Source organism: Mesorhizobium sp. BE184, from assembly GCF_031457045.1.
In the GTDB taxonomy this organism is placed as follows: domain Bacteria; phylum Pseudomonadota; class Alphaproteobacteria; order Rhizobiales; family Rhizobiaceae; genus Mesorhizobium.
Genome location: NZ_JAVDVU010000002.1, coordinates 720,368 through 733,738 on the forward strand (window position 1 = coordinate 720,368; position 13,371 = coordinate 733,738).

Consider the following 13,371-nt stretch of genomic DNA (forward strand, 5'->3'; position numbering starts at 1 on the left):
GCCGTGACCGTTTCGACCGCCAAGGAAGATCATCTCAGACTGGAGAACATTGGCGTGAGCTTCGGCTCCGTCAATGTCATCCCCTCGCTCGACCTGTCGGTCCGCAAGGGCGAGATGGTCGCCTTCCTCGGCCCTTCGGGCTGCGGCAAGACCACCACGCTCAGGATGATCGCGGGCCTGATCACGCCTTCGCACGGCCGCATCCATGTCGGCGGCCGTGACATCACAGCGCTGCCAATCCACGACCGCGACATGGGCATGGTTTTCCAGAGCTATGCCCTGTTCCCGCACATGGATGTAAGCCGCAACGTCCAGTTCGGCCTCAAGATGCGCAATCTCGCCGCCGGCGAGATTGCCGCCCGCACCAGGGCGGCGCTCGACATGGTCCAGCTCGGCCATCTGGCCGGGCGCAAGCCGAAGGAATTGTCGGGCGGCCAGCAGCAGCGGGTGGCACTGGCGCGGGCGCTGGTCATCCAGCCCTCCATCCTGCTTCTCGACGAGCCGCTGTCCAATCTCGACGCCAAGCTGCGCGACGAGATGCGCGTGCAGATCAGGGCGTTGCAGCAGGCGAGCGGCATCACCGCCGTCTTCGTCACCCACGACCAGGTCGAGGCCTTGTCGATGTGCGATCGGATCGTCGTCATGCGCAACGGACGGGTGGAGCAGTTCGGCACGCCGACCGAAATCTACGAAAAGCCGGCGACCGCCTTCGTCGCCAATTTCGTCGGGCGGACGAACCGGCTGAAAGGCACTGTCGATGCGCAGGGGAACCTGAGCGCGGCCGGGCAGCAACTGACCAGTTCCGCAAAGCTTGAACCGGGCAAGGTGGAGGTTCTGGTCAGGCCGCATCGCATCGCCATGCAGCCTGCCGGCGCAGGCAAGGCAGTTGAAGGCAGCAACCTCGTGCAAGGCGAGATCGCCAGCGTGACCTTCATCGGCGATCTTGTCCAATATGGCGTGCGCGTCGGCGGCGATGAGATCATGATCGAGGAAGCGACGCGTCGCATCGCACCCCCCTTCGCGGTGGGCGACACGGTGAGCCTCGCCTGGTCGGCCGGGGACACGCTGGTCTATCCGGACAAAGACCAATGAACGCCGCATCCGCAACGGCTCCTCGCGTTTGGCGCTCCGGCGAGCTGGCCATCGTGCTGCTTCTTCCGATCGCGCTGATCAATGCGATCGGCTTCATCCTGCCGGTGCTTAACCTGGCGCGCTATTCCTTCAACCAGTCGACCGCCGGCGGCGGCATCGCCAATGTCTTCACCTGGGAGAACTGGACCGGCCTGCTGCGCGATCCGTTCTACCTCGAACTCATCTTCAATTCGGTATGGATCAGCCTGGCGATCACGCTGACGACGCTCGTCGTCTCCTATCCGATCGCGCTCTATCTTCATCGATCGACCGGGTCGTGGAAGACTTTCCTGACCGTACTGGTGATCTCGCCACTGCTGACTTCGGCGGTCGTGCGCACCTATGGCTGGATCGCGCTTTTGACCGACAACGGGCCGGTGCTGAGCTTCCTGAGGTATGTCGGACTGCCGGCGCCGAGCCTGATGTTCAACATCAAGGGCGTTTTCATCGGCCTGACCGAGATCCTCATGCCCTATATGATCCTGGCGCTGATGGCCGGCTTCGGACGGCTCGATCCGCGCGTCGAGGAGGCAGCGCGCACGCTTGGGGCGACCCCTTCGCGGACATTCTGGAAGATCATCCTGCCATTGACGCTGCCCGGCATCGCGCTTGGCTGCCTCCTTTGCTTCGTGCTGGCCGTTTCGTCCTTCATCACGCCCAAGCTGATGGGCGGCGGCCGCGTCTTCCTGCTGGCCACGGAAATCTACGACCAGGCCATCGTCACCCTGAACTGGCCGCTGGCCTCGACCCTGTCGATCCTGGTCCTGATCGTCTTCGGCGCGGCGCTCTGGGCCTATTCCGTCGTGCTGCGGCGGCTGGATTGAGGAGGTCATGATGGAAATCCACAAGACCTCGTGGCCGATGCGCGTCCTCGTGCTGGTGCTGTTCCTCTATCTCCTGGCGCCGGTGATCCTGGTCTTCCCGATCTCCTTCTCCGGCGATCAGGTGCTGCAGTTTCCGCCCAGCTTCTGGTCGACCCGCTGGTATACGGCCCTGTTCCAAAACACCGTCATGCTGAAGGCGTTCTGGACCAGCCTGACGCTGGCTGTCGTCGTCACCATCCTGTCCATCGTCATCGCGGTGCCCGCCGCCTGGACGATGACGCGGACCAGTTTCTTCGGCAAGGAGTTCCTGTTCAACCTGTTCACCGCGCCACTGCTTCTGCCGACGATCGTGCTCGGCTTGGCAATCCTGATCGTCTTTGCTTCCTTCGGCCTGCTGGCGACGATGCAAGGGCTGGTGCTTGCCCATCTGGTGGTGACACTGCCCTATGCGCTGCGCGTGCTGGCGGTTTCGCTGGGCACGCAGGACCGCGCCTGCGAGGAAGCCGCCCGGACATTGGGCGCGAAACCGCTGACGGTCTTCTTCCGCGTCACCCTGCCGATGCTGACGCCCGGCATTGTCGCGGCATCCGCGCTCTGCTTCCTCGTCAGTTTCGACGAAGTGGTGATCACGCTGTTCCTGACCGGCCCGCGCATCAGCACGCTGCCCGTGGAACTCTACAATTACGTGTTCAACCAGGCCGACCCGCTGGTCGCCGCCGCATCCGTCCTGCTGATCCTCTTGACCCTCGGCGTCATCATGATCGTCGAGCGCGCCATGGGGCTTGGCAAGGCGTTCGTCAAATAGAGCGCCCCGGCGACTATTCCGCCGCTTCTACCAAGGGAGCAGGCACGTAGTTGAGGATGGGGCCGAGCCAGCGTTCGACATCGGCGACGCGCATATCCTTGCGCGCCGCATAGTCTTCGACCTGGTCGCGTTCGACCTTGGCGACGCCGAAATAATAGCTCTCCGGGTGCGACAGGTAGATGCCGGACACGGAGGAGCCGGGCCACATGGCCATGCTCTCAGTCAGGGTGACGCCGGCCTTGTTCTCAGCGTCGAGCAGCTTGAACAGCGTCACCTTCTCGGTATGGTCGGGCTGCGCCGGATAGCCGGGCGCCGGGCGGATGCCCTGGTAGGGTTCGCCAATCAGTTCGTCAGGCGTCAAGCTTTCATCCGGGGCGTAGCCCCACAACTCCTTGCGGACCTGCTCGTGCATGCGCTCGGCAAAGGCCTCGGCGAAGCGGTCGGCGAGCGCCTTGACCATGATCGAGGAATAATCGTCGTTGGCGCGCTCGAAGCGTTCGGCGATGGCGACTTCCTCGATGCCGGCCGTCACGACGAAGCCGCCGATATAGTCCGGCTTGCCGCTGTCCATCGGCGCGACGAAATCGGCGAGCGCGACATTCGGCTTGCCGTCGCGCTTGGTCAGCTGCTGGCGCAAGGTGAAGAAGGTCGCCAGTTCCTCGGACCGGCTTTCGTCGGTGAACAGGCGGATGTCGTCGCCGACGGCATTGGCAGGCCAGAAGCCGATTACCGCCTTGGGCGCGAACCATTTCTCCTCGATGATCTTCGCAAGCATCGCCTGCGCATCCTCGAAGAGCTGACGTGCCGCCTGCCCCTGCTTCTCGTCGTCGAGGATTTTCGGATAGCGGCCCTTCAGTTCCCAGGTCTGGAAGAACGGCGTCCAGTCGATGTAGCGGGCGAGTTCGGCCAGGTCCCAGGTCTCGAACACGCGTGTCCCAAGGAAGGATGGCTTGGGCGGTGTATAGGCCGGCCAGTCGACCTTGTGGGAATTCGCCCGCGCCTTGGCCAAAGGCAGACGTTGCTTGTCGGCTTCCGACCGGTGATGGGCGTCGGCGACCTTCTGGTATTCAGCCTGAATCGTCTCGACGTAACCGGGCTTCACATCCTGCGACAAAAGGTTGGAAACGACGCCGACCGCACGGCTGGCGTCCGTCACATAGACAGTCTGGCCTTTCGAATACCGAGGATGGATCTTGACCGCCGTGTGAACGCGGCTGGTCGTCGCTCCGCCGATCAGCAGCGGGATGTCGAACCCTTCCCGTTCCATCTCCGACGCCATATGCACCATTTCGTCGAGCGATGGCGTGATCAGGCCGGACAGGCCGATGATGTCGACCTTCTCGTCCCTGGCGGTCTGCAGGATTTTGGTGGCCGGCACCATGACGCCGAGGTCGATGATCTCGTAATTGTTACAGGCGAGCACGACGCCGACGATGTTCTTGCCGATGTCGTGGACATCGCCTTTCACGGTCGCCATCAGAATCTTGCCGGCAGTCTTGCGCTCGCCATTTTCGATGCCCGCAGCAGCGTTGGCGAGCTTCTCGGCCTCCATGTGCGGCAGCAGCCCGGCCACCGCCTGTTTCATCACACGGGCCGACTTCACCACCTGCGGCAGGAACATCTTGCCGGCGCCGAACAGGTCGCCGACGACATTCATGCCGGCCATCAGCGGGCCTTCGATGACATGCAGCGGGCGCTCGGCGGCAAGTCGCGCCTCATCGGTATCGGCGTCGATGAACTCGGTGATGCCGTTGACGAGGGCATGAGAAATCCGCTGCTCGACCGGCCATTCGCGCCAGGCGAGGTCGCGTTCCTTGGCTTCCTTGCCGGCCGTGCCCTTGAAGCGCTCGGCGATTTCCAGCAGGCGCTCGGTCGCGGTGCCCCCGGCTTTCGGCGCGCGGTTGAGCACCACGTCCTCGCAGGCCTCGCGCAGATCCGGCTCGATCGTGTCGTAGACGGCGAGCTGGCCGGCATTGACGATGCCCATATCCATGCCGCGCTGGATGGCATGGTAGAGGAACACGGCGTGCATCGCCTCGCGCACCGGTTCGTTGCCCCGGAACGAGAACGAAAGATTGGAGACGCCGCCCGAGATGTGGACGTGCGGAAGCGTGGCGGTGATCTCGCCGGTGGCCTCGATGAAATCGACGCCGTAATTGTCATGTTCCTCGATGCCCGTGGCGACGGCGAACACGTTCGGGTCGAAGATGATGTCTTCCGGCGCGAAGCCCGCCTGCTCGGTCAGCAGCTTGTAGGCGCGGGTGCAGATTTCAACCTTGCGCGCCTTCGTATCCGCCTGGCCCTGCTCGTCGAACGCCATGACGACGACGGCCGCACCGTACATCCGGCAAAGCCTTGCATGGTGCAGGAAGGCCTCCTCGCCCTCCTTCATGGAGATCGAATTGACGATCGGCTTGCCCTGCACGCATTTGAGGCCGGCTTCGATGACCTCCCATTTGGAACTGTCGATCATCACCGGAACGGTGGCGATGTCGGGCTCGGCAGCCACGAGATTCAGATATTCGACCATCGCCTTTTGCGAGTCGATCAGACCCTCGTCCATGTTGATGTCGATGATCTGCGCGCCATTGGCGACCTGGTCGCGTGCGACGTCGAGCGCGGCCGCATAGTCGCCTGCGGTGATCAGCTTCCTGAACTTCGCCGAGCCGGTGACGTTGGTGCGCTCGCCGACATTGACGAAGGGAATGTCCTCGGTGAGCGTGAACGGCTCAAGGCCGGAAAGCTTCATCAGCGGCGTTCGGGCAGCCGGCTTGCGTGGCTCGTGCTTCGACACCGCCTGCGCAATGGCGGCGATGTGCTCGGGGGTCGAGCCGCAGCAGCCGCCGACGATGTTGACCAGGCCTTCGCGTGCGAAATCCTCGACCTGACGCGCCATGAAATCCGGTGTCTCGTCATACTGGCCGAAGGCGTTGGGCAGGCCGGCGTTCGGATAGGCGCAGACAAGGGTGTCGGCGACGCCCGAGAGCTCCGCCAGATGCGGCCGCATGGCGGCGGCGCCGAGCGCGCAGTTGAGGCCTATGGTGAAGGGTTTGGCATGGCGCACCGAATGCCAGAACGCCGTCGGCGTCTGACCTGACAGCGTACGGCCGGACAGATCGGTGATGGTGCCGGAGATCATCACTGGCAGGCGAACGCCTTTCTCGGCGAAAATCTCCTCGCAGGCAAAGATCGCCGCCTTGGCGTTCAGCGTGTCGAAGATCGTCTCGATCAGGATCAGGTCCGAACCGCCATCGATCAGACCGCGCAGCTGCTCGCCATAGGCGAGGCGCAGATCGTCGAAGGAGGTCGCGCGGTAGCCCGGATTGTTGACATCGGGCGAGATGGAGGCGGTGCGGTTGGTCGGCCCCAGCGCGCCGGCGACGAACCGGCGGCGGCCGTCTTCCTGCTCGGCCCGGCGGATCGCGCGCTTGGCGAGCCGGGCGCCATCGCGGTTCAGCTCATAAACCATGTCCTCCATCGCGTAATCGGCCTGGGCAATGGAGGTGGAGGAGAAGGTGTTGGTCTCGACGATGTCGGCGCCCGCCCTGGCATAGGCGTAGTGGATGTCCTCGATCGCCTTGGGTTGCGACAGGATCAGAAGGTCGTTGTTGCCCTGCTGATGGCAGGCGCACCCGGCGAACTTGTCGCCCCGGAAATGATCTTCATCAAAACCGAGACCCTGGATCTGCGTGCCCATGGCGCCGTCGAGGATAAGGATGCGTTCGCGCGCAGCCGCAGCCAGAGCGGCAAAAACCTCTCCGTCCTGCCGGAGGGCCGTCTCGCCAAAGAGTTCATCCATAGCCGACATCGCGACACCCATTGTTCTGCAAACGACTCTAAGTCATATAAAGACATCTTTATGTCAACATACAATAGTCGCTCTTTTGCATTCCAAGGCCTGGATCGATCGCGGGACAGCTCCGCCGGTGGACGGCAGTGGGATCCCACCGGACAGTCGGTTTATAGTGGAGGGCATCGAGCGCCGACGAAAACCGGCGCTTCAACTTGCCTCAGGTCAGGCCGCCGGCTCGAAGTCCAGCGCCACGCCGTTGATGCAATAGCGCAGGCCGGTGGGCGGCGGGCCATCCTCGAACACATGGCCGAGATGGCTGCCACAGGTGGCACAGTGAACCTCGGTGCGCGTCATCCCATATGAACGGTCGACGGTGGTTTCGATCGAGCCGGGGACCGGATCGTTGAAGCTCGGCCAGCCGGTGCCGCTTTCGAATTTCAGCTTGGATTCGAACAGCGGCTGATCGCAGCCGACGCATTTGAAGGTGCCGGCGCGCTTTTCGTGGAGCAGGGCACAGCTTCCCGGCCGTTCCGTGCCATGGCCGCGCATGACGGCATATTGCTCCGGCGAAAGCTTTGCCCGCCATTCGGCGTCGCTTCGGGTCACGGGATAGGTATGAGTGTCCATGTCGGTCTCCTGCCGTCTCGGCTGTTGCAGGTCTGGTTCCGCCTAAACATAGGGCTTTGTTGCAAGGATGCACAGGGCAGCGGCGTGGCGGCCCCTGCATGGGCATTCACGGTTCCGTGCGAAGGGAAGTCTATCGGCGCTGAGGGTCGGTCGCGACCGCCGAGATCGGCACGATCTCGATGCCGCGCTTTTTCGCCTCGTCGGCCCAGGCGTCGACGGCGTCGACCGTGACATTGAAAGCCGAACCAATGCCAATGGCAAAGCCCTTGGCGCGGGCCGTCGCTTCCAGCTGGTCGAGCTTCTTCAGGATCGACCCGCGATCCTGAACGGCGTCGATGGTCGTATCGCCGATCGCCAGCGGCACGCCTTCCTTGAGCGCAATTTCCGAGGCAACGCTGCGGGCGGTCGAACCGTCATCGAGATAGCCAAGCCCGCGCTTGCCGAGCTCGGCGATGATCGGTTCCATGGCGCCGGCGTCGGTGGCAAAGCGAGCGCCCATGTAATTCATAACAGCGGTGTAGTTGGTGGTGCGCGACAGCGCCCAGCGCAAATTCTTCAGGTTTTCGTCGGCGTCGGCATCGACGGTCAGCGTGTTGCGGCCCGGATTGACGTTCGGATAATCGAACGGCTCCAGCGGGATCTGCATGACGATCTCGTGGCCGCGTCGGCGCGCCTCCTGCATCCAGCGGCCGATGCTGTTGCCCTGTGGTGCGAAGGCCAGCGTCACTTCCGCCGGCAGCTTGGTGATGGCCGCCTGGGTGCCGGTTTGCGAAACGGCAAGCCCGCCGATCACGATGGCGACCCTCGCGCCGCGTCCGCCCGACCATGGCCGCGCATAGACATCGAACGGCCTGCGCCCATCAGCGGCCCGGATCGGCAGCGGGCCGGTAGCGCTGTCTTCGATCAGCGCCCTGTCGGGCATATGCGCGGTCGCCAGGTTCTGGCCGAGAGCCGATGGATCGCGGACAGTGATGCCCGCTGCCCCACCAGTATCGGTGGGTTGCACATGAATGATCTGCGGACCATCCGGCCTGGCAGCGGCGAGGGACGCCGGATCGGCCGGTTTGGAAGCGGTGGGCTCGGGCTTGGTTTGCAACGCGGGTGATGGCGCCGGCTTCACCGCGGCGATTTCTTCTGCCTTGCGAAAAGGCTTGTCGCGCAGAGCGATGGCGCCGGAAATACCCACCAGCACCAGCATCGCGACGAGCCCGGCAATCTGCTTCACGCCCATGCCGAAGCGGCGTCCCGGAACGTCGGGCCGCCTGTCTTGCCCCAGCGGGCGTTCGATTTCCTTGATGGACTGAGCCAAGCCGCAACCCCTGCAGCGGTTTCCGAATCAAACTGCCGGAACCTCGCGGCCCCGGCAGGATGGCATTCTCGTGATCTGACAGCCAGACCTATTGGTTCATGACGGCCTTGTCCGGATTGGGAGGGAAGGCCGGATCGGTCTTTTCGCCGCGCAGCAGCTGCTCGGCATAGATCAGTTGCAGGTCGTCCTTCGGTTCCGGCGGCACATAGGCGGCGGAACCCGAACCCTTGTCGCTCTCTTCGGCGCCCTTGATATGGCCCTTGAGATCGGATTCGCCGCGCGTCAGGTCGCGGCCCTGGAGCTCTTCCGGCAGCGGCTGGTCGACCTTGATGTCGGGCGTGATCCCCTTGCCCTGGATCGATTTGCCCGACGGCGTGTAGTAGAGCGCCGTCGTCAGCCTGAGCGCGCCATTTTCGCCGAGCGGGATGATGGTCTGTACCGAGCCCTTGCCGAACGACTGCGTGCCGACAACGGTGGCGCGACGCAAATCCTGCAACGCACCGGCGACGATCTCGGAAGCGCTCGCCGATCCGCCATTGACCAGGACGACCAGCGGCTTGCCGTCTATGTCGTCTCCGGCGCGGGCGTCGAAGCGGGTGACGTCCTTCGGGTCGCGGCCGCGCGTCGAAACGATCTCGCCACGGTCGAGGAACGAGTCAGACACGCTGACCGCCTGGTCGAGCAGACCGCCCGGATTGAGCCGCAGGTCGAGCACATAGCCCTTCAGCTTGTCGTTCGGCACCTGCTTCTTGATGGTGCTGATGGCGTTCTGCAGATCGTCATAGGTCTTTTCGGTGAACGAGGTGATCTTCATGTAGCCGACATTGTTATCGACCCGGAACTTCACCGCCTTGACCTTGATGATGTCGCGCACCACGGTGATCTCGATCGGCTTGTCGGCGCCCTGGCGCAGGATGGTAAGCTTGATTGGCGTGGAGACCGGTCCGCGCATCTTCTCGACGGCATCGTTGAGGGTAAGGCCCCGGACTTCCTGGCCTTCGATCTTGGCGATGTAGTCGCCAGCCAGAACGCCCGCCTTGGCGGCCGGCGTATCGTCGATCGGGGTGATGACCTTGACGAGATCGTTTTCCATGGTGACCTCGATCCCGAGGCCGCCGAATTCGCCCTTCGTCTGCACGCGCATGTCCTGCGCGGCCTCGGCATTCATGTAGGACGAATGCGGATCGAGCGAGGTGAGCATACCGTTGATGGCGTTCTCGACGAGCGATTTGTCATCGGGTGGCGTCACATACTGGGCCCGGACGCGCTCGAAGATATCGCCGAAAATCGCCAGTTGCTTGTAGGTTTCCGAGCCCGCGGCGTTCGCAGTGGAGCCGGGCGCGCCATAGACAAGGCTCATGGCGGATGCGCCCATCAGCGCACCGGCAAGCAAGAGCGACACTTTCCGCATCATTTCAGGTCCTTCCAGAAAAGCGGCCCGCCCACCACGGGGTCGGATCGACGGGTTTTCCATCCTTGCGGAACTCTATGTAAAGTTCCGGCGTGACATTTCCATTCGACGATGCCGCGGTGCTTGCCACCCTGGCCTCGCCCATCGCTCCGACCGGCTCGCCTGCAAGCACGGATTGGCCGGACGCGACATTCAATCTGCTCATCCCCGCCAGAACGACATGATAGCCGCCCCCGGCATCCAGGATCAAGAGTTGACCATAAGAGCGAAAAGGCCCCGCATAAAGAACATTTCCATCCGCCGGAGCGGTGACGATGGCGTTCGATTGTGTCGCGAGCGTGTCGCCTTGCATCACGCCGCCGTTACCGTCACTGCCGCCGAATCGCCGCTTCATCATGCCCGTCGCCGGCAGCGCGACCTGCCCGACCAGGGCTGAAAACGGGACCGATTCGGCCAGCTGATTGGCTTCCGGCACCGGCAGGGCGGCCAGTTCGGCTTCGCTGTTGGCCCTGGCTTCGGCCTCGCGCCTCGCGGCGTCGGCTGCCTTGCGGGTCTTGTCGGCCTCCGCCTCCAGCGAGCCGATAAGGTCCTTCAGACTGGCGGCTTTGGCGGCCAGTTGCTGCGCCGTTTGCTGCTCTTGCGCCAGCGCCTGTTCGGTTTCCGCCTGCGCCTTGCGCTTGGCTTCCAGCAGCAACGTCAGCTTCTGCTTCTCGGCGGCCTGCTCGCCGATGGCCGCCGTCAGCTTGCCGCGCTCCGATTCGATCGAAGCGGTTATGCGTGACAGTTCGGCCAGATCGGCCGCGAGCACTTCGGTCTGGTGGCGCATCTCCGGCACAACCGCGCCAAGCAGGATGGCGCTGCGCACCGATGAAAGGGCGTCTTCGGGTTTGACCAGCAGCGCCGGCGGCGGATTGAGGCCGATGCGCTGCAGGGCGCCCAGCACCTCCGCCAGCACGTCGCGCCGGGCGGCCAGGGATTTGCGGATGATCTGTTCCTGGCCCTTGAAGCCTTCCAGCTTGGCGCCGATGTCCTCGATGTCCTGGCCGAGCTTCTGTTCGGTCTTCGCCGACTGGATGAGCGCCGCCGTGATCGAGGTGCGGTCCTTGCGGACGGTGGCGATCTCGGCCGCGAGCTTCGCCCGCCGCTCGGCCGACAGCGTGATCTCGTTGGAAATGCGCTCATATTCGGTCCGGCTCTGGTCCGAATCAGGAGTGACGGCAGAGGCGCTCTGTCCATGGGCCACCCCGACGAGCAAAGACGACAGCAAAGCCGCCGCGATTCCACGGCGGGCATGCCGGAAACCCGCGCTCGATTTCACCCGTTCAGCCATTCGGTCCAATTCTATTCGGGGGTTCGTTAACGAAGCATCAACCATATCGCTGTGGCCATCCGACACTGGGGCATCAATGGGGCAAAAATCGGAATCGGCCGTCGGTAAACCCAGCCGGATTGAGGCCCTAGCCGCGGTGATAGGGATGGCCCGAAAGGATCGTCGCGGCGCGATAAAGCTGTTCGGCCAGCATCACCCGCACCAACTGGTGCGGCCAGGTCATGCTGCCGAAGGAGACGGTCATCTCCGCCTGGTCGCGCAGCGACTGGTCGTGTCCGTCGGCGCCGCCGATGGCAATGACCATCTCCTTGCGTCCGCCATCCCGCAACAGGCCGATCCGTCCGGCGAAATCCTCGGAAGTGAAAGCCTTCCCGCGTTCATCGAGCAGCACAAGCGCGGTCCCGGACTGGAGATGCGACTGCAACGCCCTGCCCTCGTCACGCCGGCGCTCACTTGCAGTCTGCGCGCGGCTTTCCGGAATTTCGACAATATTGGAAAATTCGAGCCCGATGCCGGGACCGCTTCTGGCGAAACGCTCGAAGTAGCGGTCGGCGAGCTCTCTCTCGGGGCCGGTCTTCATGCGGCCCACGGCATGTACGGTAATCTTCATCCCTGCCTCAACGGGCCGAAGCCCGAGCACGTCCGAGAACGAACTAGTGGATCGTCTCGTCGTCGAGATCCGGCGCCTGCCACATCTTCTCGATGTTGTAGAATTCGCGGACCTCCGGGCGGAAGACGTGGACGATGATATCGCCGGAATCGATCAGCACCCAATCCGCGCTGGCCAGCCCCTCGACGCGCGCAGTGCCGAGACCGGCATCCTTGAGCGCCTTGAGAAGATGATCGGCGACAGCCGCGACATGGCGGTGCGACCGGCCCGAGGCGACGACCATGTAGTCACCGAGGGTCGATTTTCCCTGAATGTCGATCGAGACGATGTTTTCGGCCTTGGAGTCTTCCAGACTGGCAAGGACTGTTTCAATGGCGCGGGACGAAGCATCGGCAACGCTTATCCCGGCCGGCGAAGGCATGATGTCGGCCTTCTTCCGCAGTGCTGTTCTCAGTGTCTTTCCTTTCGCAGCAAGAACAACCAAATCACCAGGCGACGCAGGTGATGTCACCTAGATAGGCAGAGTCGCATGGCAGTTTCAAGACGGACCTTCCGCTGTGCCAGCAACGCCCATGGCGCCGTTCCGTTCCGGTTCCCGCATCCGGGCGGAAGAAAAGTTCGGAACCGAGGCAAAACGCGAGGGTTATGCAAGTTCCGAATAACTGGACCGCCGCCATGGCTATCGATGCTCAAGGTGCCCTTGTCACCATCCAAGCCGGCCTCGCTCAACTGAGCACGCTCATTGTTTCCTATTCGTTTTCCGCCCTCGGTGCGATTGTTCTCATGGTTGCCGGCTATCTGCTCGCGGGTGTCGCCGAACGCTCAACTTTCGCCGGGCTCGGCCATATCAGCGGCTTCGACGCCACCTTGCGGCACTTCTTTTCCAAGATGGTCCGCTATGCGATCCTGATCCTCGTTTTCATCATGGTGCTCGGCCAGTTCGGCGTGCAGACGGCGTCGATCATCGCCGCGGTCGGCGCCATCGGGCTTGCCATCGGCCTCGCCCTGCAGGGAACGCTGCAGAACATTGCCGCCGGCATCATGCTTCTGGCGCTGCGCCCGATCCGCATCGGCGAATATGTCGAGATCGGTTCGGTGGCGGGAACGGTGGAGGAAATCGGCCTGTTCGCCACCCGGCTGCGGGCGCTGGACGGCATCTACATCCTGGCGCCCAATTCAACGCTGTGGAACACGCCGGTGCGCAACTTCAATCGCAACGGCGTTCGGCGCAACGACATCGTCATCGGCATCGCCTACAGCGACAACATCGACCACGCCCAGGAGACGCTGCTTGACCTGGCCAGGGCGGACAAGCGGGTGCGGTCTGATCCAGCGGCCAGTGCCTTCGTATCGACGCTGGGCGACAGCTCGGTCGGCATCACGCTGCGGTACTGGACCTCGGCGGCGGATTTCTTCGCCACCAAGCTCAGCCTCACCAAGCTCGCCAAAGAACGGTTCGACATGGAAGGTATCTCAATACCCTTCCCGCAGCAGGAAGTGGTCTATCGGGAAATGAAACCCGGAACCTAGT

11 protein-coding genes are annotated in these 13,371 nt (G+C 63.3%); 4 read left to right on the forward strand and 7 right to left on the reverse strand.

The window, feature by feature from the left end:
* The first annotated feature begins 3 nt into the window (after nucleotides 1-3).
* The 3 genes from J2X35_RS11590 to J2X35_RS11600 are packed head-to-tail and all read left to right on the forward strand — an operon-like array spanning nucleotide 4 to nucleotide 2,760.
* Nucleotides 4-1,092 (forward strand): ABC transporter ATP-binding protein, encoded by a 1,089-nt coding sequence (locus tag J2X35_RS11590; protein ID WP_310185500.1) that lies wholly within the window; start codon nucleotides 4-6, stop codon nucleotides 1,090-1,092.
* Nucleotides 1,089-1,955 (forward strand): ABC transporter permease, encoded by an 867-nt coding sequence (locus J2X35_RS11595; RefSeq protein WP_310185504.1) that lies wholly within the window; start codon nucleotides 1,089-1,091, stop codon nucleotides 1,953-1,955. Before J2X35_RS11590 ends, J2X35_RS11595 begins: the two co-directional genes overlap by 4 nt.
* 10 nt (nucleotides 1,956-1,965) lie before the next feature.
* Nucleotides 1,966-2,760: an ABC transporter permease gene (locus J2X35_RS11600; protein ID WP_056116294.1), complete on the forward strand. Its 795-nt coding sequence runs from the start codon at nucleotides 1,966-1,968 to the stop codon at nucleotides 2,758-2,760.
* A gap of 13 nt (nucleotides 2,761-2,773) precedes the next feature.
* On the opposite strand, the gene metH is transcribed toward J2X35_RS11600, so the two are convergent.
* From metH to rsfS, 7 genes are all read right to left on the reverse strand, one after another.
* Nucleotides 2,774-6,568, reverse strand: a complete 3,795-nt coding sequence (gene metH / locus J2X35_RS11605) for a methionine synthase (protein ID WP_310185509.1) — start codon at nucleotides 6,566-6,568, stop codon at nucleotides 2,774-2,776.
* A gap of 207 nt (nucleotides 6,569-6,775) precedes the next feature.
* On the reverse strand, nucleotides 6,776-7,180 hold the full coding sequence (gene msrB, locus J2X35_RS11610) for a peptide-methionine (R)-S-oxide reductase MsrB (protein WP_310185511.1): 405 nt from the start codon (nucleotides 7,178-7,180) through the stop codon (nucleotides 6,776-6,778).
* Between the two features lie 130 nt (nucleotides 7,181-7,310).
* Complete coding sequence (locus J2X35_RS11615) at nucleotides 7,311-8,489, reverse strand: divergent polysaccharide deacetylase family protein (RefSeq protein ID WP_310185513.1); 1,179 nt, start codon at nucleotides 8,487-8,489, stop codon at nucleotides 7,311-7,313.
* An 88-nt stretch (nucleotides 8,490-8,577) separates the two neighbouring features.
* Complete coding sequence (locus J2X35_RS11620) at nucleotides 8,578-9,903, reverse strand: S41 family peptidase (protein ID WP_056113618.1); 1,326 nt, start codon at nucleotides 9,901-9,903, stop codon at nucleotides 8,578-8,580.
* A gap of 1 nt (nucleotide 9,904) precedes the next feature.
* Nucleotides 9,905-11,230, reverse strand: a complete 1,326-nt coding sequence (locus tag J2X35_RS11625) for a murein hydrolase activator EnvC (RefSeq protein WP_310185516.1) — start codon at nucleotides 11,228-11,230, stop codon at nucleotides 9,905-9,907.
* Between the two features lie 127 nt (nucleotides 11,231-11,357).
* Nucleotides 11,358-11,840: a 23S rRNA (pseudouridine(1915)-N(3))-methyltransferase RlmH gene (gene rlmH / locus J2X35_RS11630; RefSeq protein WP_310185517.1), complete on the reverse strand. Its 483-nt coding sequence runs from the start codon at nucleotides 11,838-11,840 to the stop codon at nucleotides 11,358-11,360.
* Nucleotides 11,841-11,883: 43 nt separating this feature from the next.
* A complete protein-coding gene (gene rsfS, locus J2X35_RS11635; protein ID WP_310185519.1) occupies nucleotides 11,884-12,261 on the reverse strand; it encodes a ribosome silencing factor in 378 nt (125 codons plus the stop codon).
* Nucleotides 12,262-12,515: 254 nt separating this feature from the next.
* On the opposite strand from rsfS, the gene J2X35_RS11640 reads away from it, so the two are divergent.
* The gene (locus J2X35_RS11640; RefSeq protein ID WP_310185522.1) at nucleotides 12,516-13,370 is read left to right on the forward strand and encodes a mechanosensitive ion channel domain-containing protein; all 855 of its coding nucleotides are present in this window, start codon (nucleotides 12,516-12,518) and stop codon (nucleotides 13,368-13,370) included.
* Nucleotide 13,371 lies beyond the last annotated feature (1 nt).

Bases quoted from the DNA above. Each gene is read 5' to 3' on its own strand.
- J2X35_RS11595 (WP_310185504.1), top strand. From the start codon at position 1,089: ATGAACGCCGCATCCGCAACGGCTCCTCGCGTTTGGCGCTCCGGCGAG.
- J2X35_RS11600 (WP_056116294.1), top strand. From the start codon at position 1,966: ATGGAAATCCACAAGACCTCGTGGCCGATGCGCGTCCTCGTGCTGGTG.
- metH (WP_310185509.1), bottom strand. From the start codon at position 6,568: ATGTCGGCTATGGATGAACTCTTTGGCGAGACGGCCCTCCGGCAGGAC.
- msrB (WP_310185511.1), bottom strand. From the start codon at position 7,180: ATGGACACTCATACCTATCCCGTGACCCGAAGCGACGCCGAATGGCGG.
- J2X35_RS11620 (WP_056113618.1), bottom strand. From the start codon at position 9,903: ATGATGCGGAAAGTGTCGCTCTTGCTTGCCGGTGCGCTGATGGGCGCA.
- J2X35_RS11625 (WP_310185516.1), bottom strand. From the start codon at position 11,230: ATGGCTGAACGGGTGAAATCGAGCGCGGGTTTCCGGCATGCCCGCCGT.
- rlmH (WP_310185517.1), bottom strand. From the start codon at position 11,840: ATGAAGATTACCGTACATGCCGTGGGCCGCATGAAGACCGGCCCCGAG.
- rsfS (WP_310185519.1), bottom strand. From the start codon at position 12,261: ATGCCTTCGCCGGCCGGGATAAGCGTTGCCGATGCTTCGTCCCGCGCC.
- J2X35_RS11640 (WP_310185522.1), top strand. From the start codon at position 12,516: ATGGCTATCGATGCTCAAGGTGCCCTTGTCACCATCCAAGCCGGCCTC.